The sequence below is a fragment of the Chryseobacterium carnipullorum genome, assembly GCF_003815695.1.
Lineage (GTDB): Bacteria > Bacteroidota > Bacteroidia > Flavobacteriales > Weeksellaceae > Chryseobacterium > Chryseobacterium carnipullorum.
In genome coordinates this window covers 4,989,326-5,005,044 of the sequence record NZ_CP033920.1, presented here as the reverse complement: position 1 = coordinate 5,005,044, position 15,719 = coordinate 4,989,326, and the positions used below count along the sequence as shown (strand labels likewise).

The window sequence follows — 15,719 nt, the reverse complement described above, 5'->3', positions numbered from 1 at the left end:
AATAATGAGCACGTTAGTGAATGACCTAAAGGAAAAATGGGAGGCTCTGAAGGCAGAAAATCCACATATCAGAATACGAAATGCAGCAGTACAGTTAGGCGTAAGCGAAGCTGAATTATTAGCCACCAGCATAGGAGAAGGCGTAACCGTTTTAAACCCTGAATTTCCGGCTATCCTTACCGAGGCAGAGAAACTAGGAAAGGTGATGGCGCTTACCCGTAATGACGAATGCGTGCACGAAAGAAAAGGAATTTATCAGAATGGAGACTTCAGCAGCCCGCATGCACAGCTTTTTGTAGGCGAAGATATTGACCTCAGAATATTCCTGAACCACTGGAAATCTGCATTCGCAGTTGTGGAAGGAGACAAAAAAAGCCTTCAGTTTTTCGGAAAAGACGGTCTGGCGCTTCATAAGATCTATCTGACAAAAAACAGTAACGAAGCCGCTTTTGATGCGATTGTAGAACAATTCAAAGCAGAAAATCAAAATGATGCTCTAGCAGTTGAGGTAGTAGCTCCAAAAGCACCAGAAAAGGCAGACTCTGAAATTGATGCTGAAGGATTCAAAAAAGCATGGACAGAATTAAAAGATACCCACGACTTTTTTATGATGACAAGAAAATTCGGGGTAAGCAGAACTCAGGCTTTAAGATTAGCACCGGAAGGATTTGCTCAAAAGATCGACAATGCTAAAGTGGTGAATGTTCTTGAAGATGCTTCAGAAAAGAATATTCCGATCATGGTATTCGTTGGAAACAGAGGAATTATCCAGATTCACACAGGAAACGTAAAAAAAACACTTTGGCACCAGCAGTGGTTCAATGTCATGGATCCTGACTTCAACTTACATTTAGATGTTACCAAAATTGCTGAAGCATGGATCGTAAAGAAACCTACTGAAGACGGAGAAGTTACAGCTATTGAAGTTTTCAACAAAGAAGGAGATTTTATCGTTCAGTTCTTTGGGAAGAGAAAACCGGGAATTCCTGAGCTGCAGGAGTGGAAAGATCTTGTAGCAGAATTAGAAAAATAATAATTAGGTGATTTTGAATGGGCCGTTTTGTTTTTTTATTCAAGGCGGTCTTTTTGTTTTGATGCAGATCGCTGGATTTGCTAAAGAATAAATCAATTGTAATTTTTTTAAACCACTAAAGTCACAAAAGTTTTTATTTAAACACTTTAGAGCACTTTAGTTTTAAAAGTTTTACCATCCTGAAAATAATAAGAGCACATAAGCTGAAAATCAAAGATTTTCATAGAACTTAAGTGTACTTCTTGTACGTAGTGTATTTAACTTTCGAAATAACTAAAGTGTTACAAGTCTTTTGTGACTTTTGTGGTTTAGAATCAACATAAAAAATGGTGATATTTGTAAAAAATCATTTGTGTAATTTGTGTTTAAATAAAATAAAAATGAAAAATATTTTCATAGCCATTTTACTGGCTGGTTTCTGTTCATTAAGGGGACAGGATTTCAAAGCTTACCAGTTTTATGACAAAAAAGGAAAAGGAGTAAAAACAGACCAGCTGATTAAAGAACTGACGGAATACGATGTCGTTTTCTTTGGTGAAAATCACAACAGCTCTATCAATCACTGGCTTCAGCTGAAACTGACAGAAGGTTTGTTTGAAAAGAAAAACGGTCAGATCATTCTGGGGGCGGAAATGTTTGAGAGAGACAATCAGGGTCAGCTGAATCAATATCTGGAAGGAAAATTTGATGCTAAGACATTCAAAGATTCAGCCCGTTTATGGAATAATTATGCGACGGATTATAAACCATTGGTAGATTTCGCTAAAGACAAAAAAGTGAAATTCATTGCCACCAATATTCCAAGGAGATATGCTTCCCAAACCGCAAAAGAGGGACTGCAATCTCTGAATGCATTAAGCGATAAAGAGAAAACCTATATTGCTCAGCTTCCTATTAAAGTAACTTTGGACACTCCGGGTTATCAGGAAATGAAAGCGATGATGGGAGACCATGCGGAAGGAACAAAAGTGATGAATTTCATTTCAGCACAGGCTACAAAAGACGCTACCATGGCTGAATCTATCCTGAAGAGTATGCAAACAGGAAAAACATTTATTCACTATAACGGAAACTATCACAGCAAAGAATTTGGTGGAATCTATTGGTATATTAAGCAGCAGAATCCGAATCTGAAAATGGCGGTGATCTCGGTTTTTGAATCTGAAGATCCGGAACTGAAAGTACCTGCTAAAGACTATATCCCTACAGATTTCAATCTAATCATTCCGACTGATATGACGAAAACATTTTAAAATTCAATAGAAACGGGCTTAGGTCCGTTTTTTTGTTTAAAATATTCTGGCGAGTTGTATAAAACTTCTATTCCACTTATCTGTTTAAAGGGACATTATCTATCTTTGTAACTCCAAATAATAAAAATGAAAAAAATACCTTTTCTGTTCATCCTTTTTATCGGTTTTATCAATGCGCAGAAACTGACTTCCCATGAGATTTCTCTGATCAACAACGGAGATGTCAATACGGCACTTCCTATTTATCAGACTACAGACGCCAATCAGCATAACACATTATTAAGCTTATCTTCAGAGATTAATCCTGTTGATCCGAATACCGCAGTTTTAGTGAAAAGAATGAAAGAATCCTTTTTGTCTACAGACGGTGGAGTAGGCATTGCAGCCCCTCAGGTAGGAATCAACCGCAAAATCATCTGGGTACAGCGTTTTGATAAAGAGGGAAATCCTCTGGAATACTTCATCAATCCTGTCATTGTCTGGAGATCAGAATTGCAGAATCTTGGCCCTGAAGGAGACTTATCCATTCCCGAATTCAGAGACCAGTTTTACAGAAGTAAAGTGATTCAGTTAGAATATGTGGATCTGAAAGGGCAGAAGTATTCAGAAATCGTAGAAGGTTTTACTGCGGTAATCTTTCAGCATGAAATTGACCATCTTTTTGGAATTTTAATTTCAGATAAAAAGGAAAAAGAAAAGAATGATTCCTATAAAAAAGTAGATGCTTTTAAGAAGAGTGATTCTGTAACGAGATAATGGTTTTGTCTGAATATCACTTCAATCTTTCGTTGCGTTTTTTATCCTGCTTTTTGAGTAGATTGGTTACTTTTTATTTCTTGTATACTTACATCTTGGAAAATTTATACATCCCAAGAAAACGCCATACTGACCTCTTCTCTCCATAAGATATCCACCACAGTTGGGGCATGAAATATTTTTATTCGTGTTGGAATTAGCTCGTAGTGCTTTATCTTTATTTCGACGGTTTATTTTTGCAGCCAGAATTTTTGCGACAATTTCTTGCTTAGTGTATTCGTTAATGTGATCGTGATCATACTTTTTAATTGTTTTGACCAACTTATTGATATAAACAACATCTGTATAGGTTTTGGTTTTAAGCGTTGCTCTTTTTGTAAAGGTAATGATGGAATAATACCTCAGATATTGATAATTTTTCAATACGTGTTTTAAAGCATAAATATGCCCTTGATTCTGTAAAATAGGGTTATAAAACTTACGTCTGTATTTATAAATAGCCTGAATCCAGGATTTATCTTTTTCATACCCTAAAATCCAACCTTTGTAATTCTTGGTTTCAATAACAAATATTCCATAATTTGAAACAATAATATGATCGATCTGTGAAGAGGAACCTTTAATCTTCAACTCAATATTATTCAGAACAGTATATTTTTCAGTATTCAGCCTTTTGAGAGCCTTTGAAGCTTTATTCTCACCAATATATCCTTTTATTTTTGGACTATAGTATTTAATTGCCAAGAATACAATCACTAAAAGACAAATAAGTAAAAAACTATGATCCATGATATTCATATCCTATTTCTGTTGATGTTTTTTGGTTTTATACTTGGATGAATGGAAAGTTGTTAGATGGATGTCATTAAGTTGACCAGGAAATTCCAGTCCTGTTTGCTCTGGTTATGATTTATAATATAAAATAAGGCCTGTTTTTTTGTTTTCCATAAGTAAAGAAAAAATCTGTCTCCAAAGAAACAGATTTTTTATTAAAAAGCAATTGATCTTAGTTATTCGTTACTGCAAGCTTCACTTCAATATTACCTCTTGTTGCATTAGAATAAGGGCAGATCTGGTGAGCCTGGTCTGTTAATGCCTGCGCTTCTTCAATAGATACGCCCGGAATATTAACATCCAATTCTACGGCTAATCCGAAACCTCCGTTGTCAAGTTGTCCAATGCTTACCTGAGCAATGACCGTTGTTTCTCCTGTTTTTGCTTTAGATAAACTGATTACTCGGTTAAGAGCACTGTCAAAACAAGCTGAATATCCTGCTGCAAAAAGCATTTCAGGATTCGCAAAGTCATCATTACCGCCACCAAGGGCTTTAGGCATTCTTACTTCAACATCCAAAACTCCGTTTTCACTTTTTACGTGTCCGTTTCTTCCTCCTTGTGCTGTTACTTTTGTTGTATATAACGTTTTCATTTATTTTTCTATTTTGTTTAATATTTTTAAGATGGTTTCTTTAAGGTGTAGCAGATCTTCTGTTTCTATCCCTATTTTAGTTTGAATTTTTCCCGGAATTTCACAGGCTTTCTGTTGAAGTTGTCTTCCTGACTCCGTTAGAAATACTTCGACCACTCTTTCGTCCTCTTTTTTTCTTTTTCTATCGATGATTCCTTTAGCCTCAAGCCTTTTCAGAAGAGGCGTTAAAGTTCCACTGTCCAGAAAAAGCTTTTCACCAATATGGTTCACTGCAAGACCGTCATTTTCCCATAACACCATCATCACAAGATATTGTGGATAGGTAATATCAATCTCATCCAGGAACGGACGGTAAAGTCCGGTAATCTCTTTCGCAATCACATAAAGCGGAAAGCAGATCTGGTTTGATAATTGTAACGATTTTGAATTTTCCATAAGATTGAAGATGAAAGAATAGAATGAGTATATTATTTTTTAATGATGAATTCCTCCATAGGAACTCTTACTTTCTTCATGGTAGAAAGCCAGTCATTCGCTGCATCTCTGTAACCAAGATATAACAGGCTTACGCTTTTTAATCCTAAGTCTTTAAGATTAAGAATTTCGTCAACTACTGCATTGCTGAAACCTTCTGCCGGTGTACTGTCGATTTTTAATTCTGCAGCCTGAGCCATCGCTAAACCTAATGCGATATAAGTCTGACGGGCCGTGTGAGCAAAATGCTCTTCAGGAGTCTGAGCACCATACATTTCCTTGATCTTATCAGTATAACTGCTGAAACGTCCTCTCGGTAAGTCTCTTACATCGGTATGATGATCATATACTTTATCAATTTTTTCATTAGAATAACTGTCCCATGCAGCAAATACCAAAACAAGTGAACTGTCTCTCATCACTTCGGGATTAAGGGCTCCCTGTACCATTTTTTCTTTTAATTCCTGGTTTTCTACCACCACAACTCTGAATGGCTGAAGCCCGGACGAAGTGGGAGCCAGTCTTGCAGCTTCCAGAATAGTGTTAAGATCTTGTTCTGATACTTTTTTTGAAGGATCATATGCTTTTACAGCATGTCTCCATTGTAGGTCTTCTATTAATGACATTTCTTTTATTTTAGATTATATTTATCTGTGTTTATCATTTCCGAAATTAAGTTCGCTCTAAATGACAACACAAATGTAGACTTATTTATATTGTGCGCAATTTAATTTTGATAGATTTAATTGATGGCAATAGTAGAGATTAACTAAATAATAAATATATTACTGATAATCAGTGTGTTGTTTGCCTTTTTTTTCTTTTACAGAGCTGAATTAAAAATCCCCATTATAAAAGCATAATGGGGATTTTAATGAGGTTCATCTGATTATTTTAGTCAGTTTTTTTCAGTGCAGTATATTTGAGCAAAAAAGAAACTATTTAGTTGAAGGAATTTCATTAATTTGCTTAATAATATTGGTGTTTTTTTCAATACCTATATGGTATGCTTTTCCTTTTTTATGGCTCTGACTTGTTTTTTCAAGAAGAGTTTTATAATCATCTGCTTTTTTAGACAGATAAAAAATCTGAGGACTTATGCCAATAGATACCCGAGTGAATTCTTCCGGTTTTTCCGGATCTTCTGCTACATTGGTGATAACTGAATGATTATACCAGGTCAGGTTCTGCGAACTTGAACTGCCGGAACAGGATGTGATCATAAATAAGATTAATAGGAGATAAGTCCAGACTTTCATAGAAAAAATATTTGATAAACAGCCCCTGCAGCTTTTGATGATAAAAAAATACAGGAGCTGTATAAGTTAGTTAGAATCCGCAGCCTCCAACGTTTGGAGCTGGTGAAGGAGAGCATCCTGAAAGTGATGAGAAGATATTCAGTACACAATTGGTGTTCACTAAATTGTTATCATACAGATAAGAGGCAGTAGGGCTTCTGTAATAGACATTTCCTGCTGTATTGGCATAAGAGGATACAGAGGCAGATCCGCAGCTTGTATTGATGCATGCATTTCTCCATGCGGTATCTGTAACAGGTCCGCTAGGGAAGAGCGATGGATCAATAATTCTTTTTTCAGTAACCCCTGAAGCATTTTTGTAGCTTACAAGGATTGCAACGTGATAGCTCCATGATACACAACAAGTTCCTGTTGATGCTCTCAGGTTTCCGTAAACAAACTGCTTCTCACAGTCGTAGCCATTGTTGATCAGGATTTGTCTCATTTTGTGAGCTCTTGCATAACATCCGTCTACAGGATATCTGAAGGTGATGCATGGTGAAGACGCCGTTGAAGTACCGCAAGCCTGGTTTTTAATCAGCGTAAACATGCTGTTGAGGGTAGCAATGTTAGGAAGAACGCTTGTTAACTTATTGGCTTCATTTTTAGCTTCTTTCGTAAAAACAGATTTGAAATAACGGATATCATCCTCGCTTCCTTTTTCTACTTTTGCAATTTCATGCGTGTTAGGCTTGATAAAAACCTGGATAGGAGATTCGTTTTTCAGCGCTTCTCTGATCAGGCTGATGTACTTTTCATTCTCTTTGGTAGGGGTAATTGTATAAAACTGTGCAGTAACAATAAATGATACTTTCAAAGTTCCATTTTCATCTTCTATCCCTACCGGAACCGTTTTCCCAAGATCCGTAAGATTTTTACTGATGGTTTCATTCTGACTCATTTGCTGTTCCGCGTTTGAATCATTACAGGCATTAAATGACAGGGCTGCCACAAATACCATCATTGATAACAGAAATTTTCTCATAATTTTCATAGTTTGGTGGTTAATAATAAAATATATTAAGTTTTTGGTGTGTTTTGCATTATTTTCAATGAAATACAGGGCGAAATAGTTCACTTTAATGTGATATTAAAAGTAAACAAAAATAAAATACCAACAAATTATTTTATGATAAAAAAATAAAAATTTTAACATATACTTAAACAAAACCAATGTTTTAGGGCTTTACAGTATGGGTTCGTTACCGATAGGTTAATAAAATTTCAGTAATGATAAAAAAAATCCCGCCATTTATTTGTGACAGAATATTTTTATAGTAGGAGCAAACTATCGATCAGTCTTTGCCCAATCGCTTCTTAAAATAAAATCTTTGATCAGAGTTTCATAATAATAGAATAGACGACTGTCTTCACTCATCTGATTTTCAAGAACAATAACACTTACATCCGAACCGGGAATGTATATGTTCAAAGAAGCGAAACCATCACCCAAACCGGTGTGCCCCAGATAAGAAATACCCTGGTCTTTAACGATCCGAATATTGTAACCATATCCCATCTTATCTTTTCCAAATACATCATGTTGTGACAGGATAGAAGAAGTCGTCATGAGCTGGTACGTTGTAGAATTTAAAATTTTTCCTTTATGAAGAAGGGAATTCCATAATGCCATATCTTCAGCGGTCGAAATTACACCGTCAGCAGGCATATTTTCATCATTGATAAATGAATTTTCTACGGGAGTGAAAACATGATCTTTATTCATATGGCCGGAAACCAGGTTTCTGCGGTTATTTTTTGAATAGCAGAAGGTATTGTTCAAATGAAGTTCTTTAAACAGATCGGTTGCCAATTGGATATAAGATTTACCTGAAACCTGTTCAATGATCTTTCCTAAAAGGATATTTGATAAATTACCATACTTAAATTCTGTACCGGGTTTAAAGAGCAATGGTTTTTCTGTATCCACAATTCCGTGGCTATGATTGAGTAGGTGGTGAACCGTGACCGAATCTGCCCATGGCTGTGTCAGAGAAGGAATATATTTTTTGATTGGAGCCTGAAGATTCACATTGCCTTTCTCAAACTGTTTTAGCAATAATACAGAAGTGATCTGTTTGGTATTGGACATGATTTCAAACTGATCCTTCATTTTTAAAGGGACTTTTGTTCTGCTGTCTTCAAAACCATAGGCTTTGGAGTATTTTATTTTTCCGTTTTGGGTAATCAGAACCACTCCGTTGAAAGGTCTTGGAGACGCAGGAGATTCTATTAAACTGTCGATCCGGCTTTTATAATCGTTTTTACTTTGGGCGCATGATTGAGTTGCCGTGAAAAGCATTCCCGCAGTGAAGAGAATTCTGATAAATGATTTCATTTGGTTTTTTAACTTAAAAATTACAGGTGATATAAAAAATTATAGAAGCATCAAAAATAAGTTTTAAAATAATACATTGAATGAAAATTTTGAATTTTAAGCGGTCACTTATAACTCGTCTATTGTTACAAATGAAAAAGACCGACTGTAGAATCACGGCCGGTCTTTATTTCTATTGTGGAGGTACTTATTTCTGAATAAGCTCAGCTCCGAAAACATCTGCAAAATGCCTTCTGATATTTGCTTTAAGATCTTCCACTTCCCCGGTGGTCAGTTCTCTTTCAAGTTCTCTTTTTACAGAAGTCACCTGTTTGTCTTTGATCCCGCAAGGAATAATGTATTCAAAATATCGCATATCGGTATTCACATTCAAAGCGAAACCATGAAGAGTTACCCATCGTGAAGCTTTTACCCCCATCGCACAGATTTTTCTGGCGTAAGGTTTTCCCACATCCAGCCATACTCCGGTTTCTCCCGGTGAACGTTCCCCTTTAAGACCAAAATCACCAATCGCTCTGATGATCACTTCTTCCAGATTTCTCATATACAAATGAATATCCGTAAAAAAGTTTTCAAGGTCCAGAATAGGGTAGCCCACAATCTGTCCGAAACCATGATACGTGATATCACCACCACGGTTAACTTTCACGAAAGTAGCATCAATCTCTTTCAGTTTGTCAATCCCGGCAAGCATATTTTCTTCGTGACCGCTTTTTCCTAAGGTATAAACATGAGGATGTTCTACCAACAAAAAATGATTAGGCGTTGTGATATGCTCTTCTGCAGGTAAATCACGGTTTTTTATTTTAGTATCAATGATATTTTTCATCAGACTCTCCTGATAATCCCAGGCGGGCTGATATTCTTTGATACCCAGATCTTCAAATTCTACCGATTTATTTTGATTTGTATTCATACGTTGCTGTCTGTTTTCTTAATGGACCAATGGAATTGCCATTTCCTGCCATTTTTTGGACATACAAATTTAGTGAATTTTAAGCTTTTATAGAATGGATAAAATCTATGGCAGCATTCTTCCAGTCTTTATGGTTTAACAGCGTATGAACGAAGGCTGTTCCTATAATTCCTCCGTCTGCTTTTTCGGTAACATTCTCAAAATCTTCTTTTGATTTAATTCCAAAACCAATCATCACAGGATTCTTAACAGGAAGGGAAGCAAGTCTTGACAGGTAGTTTTCATTTTTAAGAACGGCATTTTCATTTCCTGTGGTGGATGAAGAACTTACCGCATACAAAAATCCGGAACTTAAAGAATCCAGATACAGAATTCTTTCATCTGAAGTTTCAGGGGTCACCAGAAACGTAAAATTAAGGTTATACTTTTTTAAAATCGGCTGATAATTGCTTTCAAATTCAATTGGAGGAAGATCCGGAATGATCAGTCCTGAAACTCCACTTTCCGAACATTCACGGCAAAATTCTTCAAATCCGAAACTGAGCACAGGATTGATATATCCCATCAGAATTATGGGAATCTGTATTTTGTCTTTAACGGTTTTCAGCTGGGAAAAAAGTTTTTCAATCGTCATTCCGTTTTGTAAAGCCTGTTCATGAGCCTGCTGGATCACCGGACCATCTGCTACGGGATCTGAGTAAGGCATTCCGATTTCCATCATATCGGCACCGGATTGCTGGATCAGTTGTATAATATCAGCGGTATCTTCCAGTTGCGGAATTCCTGCTGTGAAGTATATGTTGAGTTTTTTCATTTTTTATTGTATTAATGTATAGAGTCAAAAGTACAAAGTATAATGTACAAAGTAATAGGTAGAGATACATGGTACATTTTACATCCGACATTTTACAGATTCTTCAAATACGTTTCCATATCCTTATCTCCACGTCCGCTCAGGCAGATCACGACAATATCATTTTCATTGAATCTCTTTTTATCTAAAACTGCCAGGGCGTGAGAACTTTCCAGCGCTGGAATAATTCCTTCCAGTTTCGTTAATTCAAAAGCAGATTGTAAGGCTTCCTCATCATTAATACTGAAAAATTCAGCTCTTTTTTCCTTAAATAAATGCGCATGAAATGGCCCGATTCCAGGATAATCAAGTCCTGCCGAAATAGAGTGGGGTTCAATCACCTGTCCGTCTCCGGTTTGCATCACAAGACTTTTGCTTCCATGCAGAACGCCTAAAGTACCAAGGAAGGTTGTAGCTGCGGATTTTCCGGAATTAACCCCCAGTCCACCGGCTTCTGCTGCAATTATTTTCACGTCTTTTTCTTCTACGAAATGGTAAAAAGTTCCTGCAGCATTACTTCCTCCTCCCACACAGGCAATAACATAATCAGGATTTTCTCTCCCTATTTTCTCTTTCAATTGTTCTCTGATCTCCTTTGAGATGATGCTTTGAAATCTGGCTACCAAATCAGGAAAAGGATGAGGCCCCACCACACTTCCGATGACGTAATGCGTCGTTACAGGATTATTGATCCAGTCTCTAAGCGCTTCGTTTACTGCATCTTTTAAAGTTTTGGAACCTGAGGTAGCAGGAATCACTTCTGCGCCAAGCATTTTCATTCTTGCTACATTCGGCGCCTGTCGCTGAATGTCTATTTCACCCATGTAAACAATGCATTCCAGCCCCAGTAATGCGCAGGCTGTAGCAGTGGCTACACCATGTTGTCCGGCTCCTGTTTCTGCAATAATTCTTGTCTTGCCGAGACGTTTGGCCAATAGCACCTGCCCCAAAGCGTTATTGATTTTATGGGCTCCGGTATGGTTGAGGTCTTCTCTTTTTAAATAAATCTGAGTATTGTACTTTTGACTTAAATTCCTTGCAAAGTAAAGCGGGGTAGCACGTCCTACATAGTTTTTAAGCAGGTCCTGATACTCATTCTGAAACTCTTCAGATTCTATGATCTGAAGATAGTTTTTCTGCAGTTCATCTACATTGGGATAAAGCATTTCAGGGATAAAAGCGCCTCCGAATTCACCGTAATATCCGTGTTCATCAGGGTTTTTATAATTCATTTTTTATTCTTTATTAATTAAATAAGCTTTTTTTTCAAAAAATGGGAAGGGTTCTTTGTACTTCCCAAAGGTTTAGAATATGTTCTGTTTCGTGATCTGTCAGTTCATCTGTTTTTTTAATTTGATATTTCATCGGTCAGACTGCTGATAAATTGAATATTATAATTTCGTTGCTGTCTTGTGATCAGTTTTTTATGATGCATGAATTCAATTTTACTGATCAGATCAATTAATGTCGCCGTATCTATTTTCGAGTCATACATGGTAACAGCAATTTCCAGATTGTCAATTAAAAAATAAGGATCTGAAACTTCATAAAGCAAAAATATCTTAGCATAAATCTTTCCAAGATCATATTTAACATGCTCTCGCACATGACTGTCCAAAAATTTGTCAGAAATAATGACCAGATAATAGCTGTTCCAGAGATTGATCCTTTCAAAGAAATACTGAATATCATTTTCATCAAAGCTTTTGATGATTCCAATGAATTCCTTTAGCGGTCCGTCCAGAGTCCAGTATTCCGTATCACTGTCATTTTGAGAAACAAAATTATACAGCGACTGGATTTTTTTATTTCCAAACTTGGGCGGAAATAAGGTTTTATAAAATGTTTTTTTTAACAGATGGATGTTCATCATCTTTATATGTGTAATTTTTTTTAAGAGAGTCCCAAAGGGACGATCTAACCTTCAGTAAAGGATTTTATCCTTATTCTTATCATTCTGCATCAAATTCAGTCCCAGATCTATTTTTCATTATATTCAACATCATGTTTTTTTTTTGTGTTTTTGTTTTTTAATGGGACTGCGTTCAATTTTTTGTTAAATCGTCCCTTTGGGACTCTTTCGAAATGAATTTTTTTATTTTTTCAAGGTCTTTATCTCCTGGTTTCAGCTCAAATTTTGAGTTGATATCGATAGCAAATGGCTGTTGGTTCAAAAGACAGATATTTTCAATGTTTTCCTCTGAAATTCCACCGCTCAGAAAATAGGGAAGTGGGATTTTGAATTCATTCAATAAGGTCCAGTCGAACTGTTTTCCGGTTCCTCCAAATGCTTTTCCGTCTGTGTCGAAGAGGAAATAATTGACCAATGAACGGTAAGAATTGAGCGTGCATTTTATTTTCTCCCGGGTTTCATCGTCATTGTTCCCAATTCTGATCACCTTTATAAGAGTAACGTCCGGCTGCAGTTTTTGTTTTAATTCAATCAGAAAATCTTCACTTTCATCGCCATGTAACTGAATTAATTTCAATCCCGCCTTTTCTGTGATATCCGTAATCTTCTCAATTCCGTCATTGACAAAAACCCCTGTTTTTCCCGGATGACCGATCTTCAAAATTTCCTCTAAACTCAATCTGTCCAGAACGTATCTTGGTGATTTTTCATAGAAGATGAAACCAAGAAAATCCGTTTCCATGGAAATCAATTCATGAATTTGATTTAATTGAGTCAATCCACAAACTTTTATTTTTGGCTGCTGATTTCTATTCATTGCTAGATTGATAAACTGTTACATTGCTACATTGGAAATAAATTCAGCGAATTTGTCTGCAGGATTTTCATTCTTCATAAAATATTCTCCCATCAGAAATCCGTCAAATCCTTTTTCCTTTAAATATTTAAAATCATCGATATGATAAATGCCGCTTTCTGCTACAGATAAAACCTCTTTTGGAAGCTGGTCTTTTAAAAGAACCGAATGCTGAAGATCAACTTTGAAATCTTTTAAATTTCTATTATTAATCCCTACAAGGTCAATTCTAGTATTGAAATGCTTCAGTTCTTCTTCTGTATGGATTTCCAGCAGAACCTCCATATCCAAATCATGCGCCAATTCTGTGAATTCCTGAACCTGATCCGGAGAAAGGCAGGCTGCAATCAGTAAAACAGCATCTGCACCTATACTTTTAGCTTCATAAAACTGGTATTCATCTACCATAAAATCTTTTCTAAGAATCGGAATATTGATGTGCTTTCTTACATTCAGAATATCATCAAAACTTCCTCCAAAAAAATCACGGTCGGTAAGGATTGAAATTCCTGATGCCCCAAAATTTTCGTAGGCAGAAGTCACTTCCAAAGGCTGAGCCCGATCATTGATAATCCCTTTTGAAGGAGATTGTCTTTTAAACTCAGCAATAATTCCGCTTTTATTTTTTAGAGATTCTTTCAGAGAAAAACTTTTTCTTCCAAAAAACTCAGAATTTTTTAGATTTTCAATTGAAATTTCTGCTTTTGAAATTGCAATCTCTTCTCTTTTTCTTTTAATAATTGTATCAAGTATTGTCATTTTTTTAAACTAGAAGTTAGATTGTAGACGTTAGAAATCAGAGGTGTCGGGAAATAGTTTAAAGATTACAATATCAACTGTTTATTAATGATTCAAGGCTTCTTAATGCTTTTCCACTCTCAAGACTTTCTTTGGCTGCTAAAACACAATCTTCGTAGCTTCCGAATTTTTTGGTATGGAACAGAGCTGTTGAGGAATTGGCAAGAACCACAGAATTTTGCTGTAATGAGCCATTTCCTTCGAGAATATTTCTGAATATTTTTGCAGACTCCTGCGGGGTTTCGCCTCCTAGTATACTTTCCGGATTTACAGAGTCAAATCCAAGATCTTCTGCTGAATAAATCTCTTCCCCGATTTTCGTAATGATCTTGCTGTCCTGAGTAAGGCTTATTTCATCATATCCGTCCAAACCATGAACCAGAATAAACTCCCGTTCTTCTTTTTGCAGAAGGTATTGATAGATCCTTGCAATTTCCATGTTATAGACTCCTATGACCGAATATTTTGGTTTGGCAGGATTTACCAATGGGCCCAGAAGATTGAAAAATGTTCTCAACCCCAAAGCCTTCCTTAAGGCACCCACAGACTGAAGGGCAGGATGAAAATAGGGAGCATGCAGAAAACAGATGTTGGCTTTCTCAAGATCCTCATTCAATTGGTCTGAATTATTTTTGAACTGATATCCCAGTTCTTCCATGACATTTGATGATCCTGTAGTAGCAGATGCTCCGTAATTTCCGTGTTTGGCAACTTTCTGACCAGCTCCGGCAACTACAAAGCTTGCCAGTGTTGAGATATTGATGGTGTTTTTCCCATCCCCTCCGGTACCAACAATATCCAAGGTATCTTCAGAGTTAAGATGTACAGGAACCGCCATCTGTAATAGAGCTTCCCTGAAGCCTTCCAATTCTTTTAAAGTAATATTCCGCATCAGAAAGACACTGATGAAAGCAGTAACCTCGGCGGTATTAAATTTATTCTGAGCAATCTCGATCATCGTTGCTTTTGCCTCAGATTTGGACAAAGTGTGGTGATTGAACAGGTATTGTAGTATTTCTTTCATTTGTGGCGTTTTTATGGTTGTCGGGTAATCGTTTTCTATTGGTTTCATAACTGATGGTCAACAAATTGAATTAAAGCTTCGGTGCTGAACTGAAATTGAGTTTCTCTTAATCTTTCGCTTGCCAGCTTTATTTTAATTAAGCAAAAAATTTCTGATAATCACTTCTCCATCAGGAGTTAAAATGCTTTCCGGGTGAAACTGAACTCCGTGTACATCATAAGTTTTGTGTTGCAGGGCCATGATCATTCCGTCCTTATCCACCGCTGTGATTTCAAGCTCTTCCGGGAAACCTTCCGGATTAACTGCCCAGCTGTGATATCTTCCTACTTGCATTCCTGAAGTCAGATTTTTGAAAATTTTAGTGTTTTCTTTAATCAATTCAGCAGAAGTGGCTACACCATGGAAAATTTCTGAAAGATTGATCAGGTTTCCTCCGAAAGCTTCTGCAATAGCCTGTTGTCCGAGACATACGCCCAGAATACTTTTAGTAGGAGCATATTCTTTAATCAGTTCCAGTAATATTCCAGCTTCTTCTGGAATTCCAGGACCTGGAGAAAGGATAATTTTGTCATATTTCCCGATCTCTTCCAACGTGATCTGATCATTTCTTACGACATCTACTTTTTGATTTAAAATTCTTTCAATGATTTGAACCAGATTATATGTAAAGCTGTCGTAGTTATCAAAGACCAGAACTTTAAGTTGAATAGATGTTGATGGTTGGTTTATATTGTTGCTCATTTTTTGTTTTTTTAATTGTTGGATAGTAATTGTTAATT

18 protein-coding genes are annotated in these 15,719 nt (G+C 36.4%); 3 read left to right on the top strand and 15 right to left on the bottom strand.

Annotated features, from left to right (window positions below):
* Positions 1-4: 4 nt before the first annotated feature.
* From EG346_RS22725 to EG346_RS22715, 3 genes are all read left to right on the top strand, one after another.
* On the top strand, positions 5-1,033 hold the full coding sequence (locus tag EG346_RS22725) for a hemin-degrading factor (RefSeq protein ID WP_123881937.1): 1,029 nt from the start codon (positions 5-7) through the stop codon (positions 1,031-1,033).
* 380 nt (positions 1,034-1,413) lie between these two features.
* Positions 1,414-2,286, top strand: coding sequence for a ChaN family lipoprotein (locus EG346_RS22720; RefSeq protein ID WP_123881934.1), 873 nt, complete (start codon positions 1,414-1,416; stop codon positions 2,284-2,286).
* Between the two features lie 126 nt (positions 2,287-2,412).
* Positions 2,413-3,042, top strand: coding sequence for a peptide deformylase (locus EG346_RS22715; RefSeq protein ID WP_123881931.1), 630 nt, complete (start codon positions 2,413-2,415; stop codon positions 3,040-3,042).
* Positions 3,043-3,108: 66 nt separating this feature from the next.
* Here EG346_RS22715 and EG346_RS22710 read toward each other — a convergent pair whose 3' ends face one another.
* The 15 genes from EG346_RS22710 to EG346_RS22640 all read right to left on the bottom strand — a co-directional run bounded on the left by EG346_RS22710 (position 3,109) and on the right by EG346_RS22640 (position 15,681).
* Positions 3,109-3,786 carry an NERD domain-containing protein gene (locus tag EG346_RS22710; protein ID WP_228429359.1) on the bottom strand — a complete coding sequence of 226 codons (678 nt, stop codon included), beginning with the start codon at positions 3,784-3,786 and terminating at the stop codon, positions 3,109-3,111.
* A 262-nt stretch (positions 3,787-4,048) separates the two neighbouring features.
* Positions 4,049-4,471, bottom strand: coding sequence for an organic hydroperoxide resistance protein (locus tag EG346_RS22705; RefSeq protein ID WP_073335000.1), 423 nt, complete (start codon positions 4,469-4,471; stop codon positions 4,049-4,051).
* Positions 4,472-4,906, bottom strand: a complete 435-nt coding sequence (locus EG346_RS22700; RefSeq protein WP_073334999.1) for a MarR family winged helix-turn-helix transcriptional regulator — start codon at positions 4,904-4,906, stop codon at positions 4,472-4,474. It lies immediately after the preceding gene.
* 32 nt (positions 4,907-4,938) lie between these two features.
* Entirely contained in the window at positions 4,939-5,571 is a 633-nt protein-coding gene (locus EG346_RS22695; protein ID WP_123881925.1) for an NAD(P)H-dependent oxidoreductase, read from the bottom strand.
* Positions 5,572-5,883: 312 nt separating this feature from the next.
* Positions 5,884-6,168, bottom strand: a complete 285-nt coding sequence (locus EG346_RS22690; protein WP_073334997.1) for a hypothetical protein — start codon at positions 6,166-6,168, stop codon at positions 5,884-5,886.
* Positions 6,169-6,274: 106 nt separating this feature from the next.
* Positions 6,275-7,228 carry a protein-glutamine glutaminase gene (locus EG346_RS22685; RefSeq protein WP_123881922.1) on the bottom strand — a complete coding sequence of 318 codons (954 nt, stop codon included), beginning with the start codon at positions 7,226-7,228 and terminating at the stop codon, positions 6,275-6,277.
* A gap of 303 nt (positions 7,229-7,531) precedes the next feature.
* The gene (locus tag EG346_RS22680) at positions 7,532-8,581 is read right to left on the bottom strand and encodes a serine hydrolase domain-containing protein (RefSeq protein ID WP_123881919.1); all 1,050 of its coding nucleotides are present in this window, start codon (positions 8,579-8,581) and stop codon (positions 7,532-7,534) included.
* A 187-nt stretch (positions 8,582-8,768) separates the two neighbouring features.
* Positions 8,769-9,497, bottom strand: a complete 729-nt coding sequence (lipB, locus tag EG346_RS22675; RefSeq protein ID WP_073334994.1) for a lipoyl(octanoyl) transferase LipB — start codon at positions 9,495-9,497, stop codon at positions 8,769-8,771.
* Between the two features lie 79 nt (positions 9,498-9,576).
* Positions 9,577-10,311, bottom strand: coding sequence for a tryptophan synthase subunit alpha (gene trpA / locus EG346_RS22670; protein ID WP_073334993.1), 735 nt, complete (start codon positions 10,309-10,311; stop codon positions 9,577-9,579).
* Between the two features lie 92 nt (positions 10,312-10,403).
* Positions 10,404-11,582, bottom strand: a complete 1,179-nt coding sequence (gene trpB, locus EG346_RS22665; RefSeq protein WP_123881916.1) for a tryptophan synthase subunit beta — start codon at positions 11,580-11,582, stop codon at positions 10,404-10,406.
* Positions 11,583-11,698: 116 nt separating this feature from the next.
* Complete coding sequence (locus tag EG346_RS22660) at positions 11,699-12,223, bottom strand: hypothetical protein (protein WP_123881913.1); 525 nt, start codon at positions 12,221-12,223, stop codon at positions 11,699-11,701.
* Between the two features lie 172 nt (positions 12,224-12,395).
* Positions 12,396-13,079 carry a phosphoribosylanthranilate isomerase gene (locus EG346_RS22655; RefSeq protein ID WP_123881910.1) on the bottom strand — a complete coding sequence of 228 codons (684 nt, stop codon included), beginning with the start codon at positions 13,077-13,079 and terminating at the stop codon, positions 12,396-12,398.
* Positions 13,080-13,097: 18 nt separating this feature from the next.
* Positions 13,098-13,877 carry an indole-3-glycerol phosphate synthase TrpC gene (trpC, locus tag EG346_RS22650; protein ID WP_123881907.1) on the bottom strand — a complete coding sequence of 260 codons (780 nt, stop codon included), beginning with the start codon at positions 13,875-13,877 and terminating at the stop codon, positions 13,098-13,100.
* Positions 13,878-13,950: 73 nt separating this feature from the next.
* Positions 13,951-14,940, bottom strand: coding sequence for an anthranilate phosphoribosyltransferase (trpD, locus tag EG346_RS22645; protein ID WP_123881904.1), 990 nt, complete (start codon positions 14,938-14,940; stop codon positions 13,951-13,953).
* A gap of 132 nt (positions 14,941-15,072) precedes the next feature.
* Entirely contained in the window at positions 15,073-15,681 is a 609-nt protein-coding gene (locus EG346_RS22640; RefSeq protein WP_123881901.1) for an anthranilate synthase component II, read from the bottom strand.
* Positions 15,682-15,719: the final 38 nt, after the last annotated feature.

What these genes read in the sequence shown, in the direction of transcription:
- EG346_RS22725 (WP_123881937.1), top strand. Translation starts at nt 5, where the DNA reads ATGAGCACGTTAGTGAATGACCTAAAGGAAAAATGGGAGGCTCTGAAG.
- EG346_RS22720 (WP_123881934.1), top strand. Translation starts at nt 1,414, where the DNA reads ATGAAAAATATTTTCATAGCCATTTTACTGGCTGGTTTCTGTTCATTA.
- EG346_RS22715 (WP_123881931.1), top strand. Translation starts at nt 2,413, where the DNA reads ATGAAAAAAATACCTTTTCTGTTCATCCTTTTTATCGGTTTTATCAAT.
- EG346_RS22705 (WP_073335000.1), bottom strand. Translation starts at nt 4,471, where the DNA reads ATGAAAACGTTATATACAACAAAAGTAACAGCACAAGGAGGAAGAAAC.
- EG346_RS22700 (WP_073334999.1), bottom strand. Translation starts at nt 4,906, where the DNA reads ATGGAAAATTCAAAATCGTTACAATTATCAAACCAGATCTGCTTTCCG.
- EG346_RS22695 (WP_123881925.1), bottom strand. Translation starts at nt 5,571, where the DNA reads ATGTCATTAATAGAAGACCTACAATGGAGACATGCTGTAAAAGCATAT.
- EG346_RS22690 (WP_073334997.1), bottom strand. Translation starts at nt 6,168, where the DNA reads ATGATCACATCCTGTTCCGGCAGTTCAAGTTCGCAGAACCTGACCTGG.
- EG346_RS22685 (WP_123881922.1), bottom strand. Translation starts at nt 7,228, where the DNA reads ATGAGAAAATTTCTGTTATCAATGATGGTATTTGTGGCAGCCCTGTCA.
- EG346_RS22680 (WP_123881919.1), bottom strand. Translation starts at nt 8,581, where the DNA reads ATGAAATCATTTATCAGAATTCTCTTCACTGCGGGAATGCTTTTCACG.
- lipB (WP_073334994.1), bottom strand. Translation starts at nt 9,497, where the DNA reads ATGAATACAAATCAAAATAAATCGGTAGAATTTGAAGATCTGGGTATC.
- trpA (WP_073334993.1), bottom strand. Translation starts at nt 10,311, where the DNA reads ATGAAAAAACTCAACATATACTTCACAGCAGGAATTCCGCAACTGGAA.
- trpB (WP_123881916.1), bottom strand. Translation starts at nt 11,582, where the DNA reads ATGAATTATAAAAACCCTGATGAACACGGATATTACGGTGAATTCGGA.
- EG346_RS22660 (WP_123881913.1), bottom strand. Translation starts at nt 12,223, where the DNA reads ATGATGAACATCCATCTGTTAAAAAAAACATTTTATAAAACCTTATTT.
- EG346_RS22655 (WP_123881910.1), bottom strand. Translation starts at nt 13,079, where the DNA reads ATGAATAGAAATCAGCAGCCAAAAATAAAAGTTTGTGGATTGACTCAA.
- trpC (WP_123881907.1), bottom strand. Translation starts at nt 13,877, where the DNA reads ATGACAATACTTGATACAATTATTAAAAGAAAAAGAGAAGAGATTGCA.
- trpD (WP_123881904.1), bottom strand. Translation starts at nt 14,940, where the DNA reads ATGAAAGAAATACTACAATACCTGTTCAATCACCACACTTTGTCCAAA.
- EG346_RS22640 (WP_123881901.1), bottom strand. Translation starts at nt 15,681, where the DNA reads ATGAGCAACAATATAAACCAACCATCAACATCTATTCAACTTAAAGTT.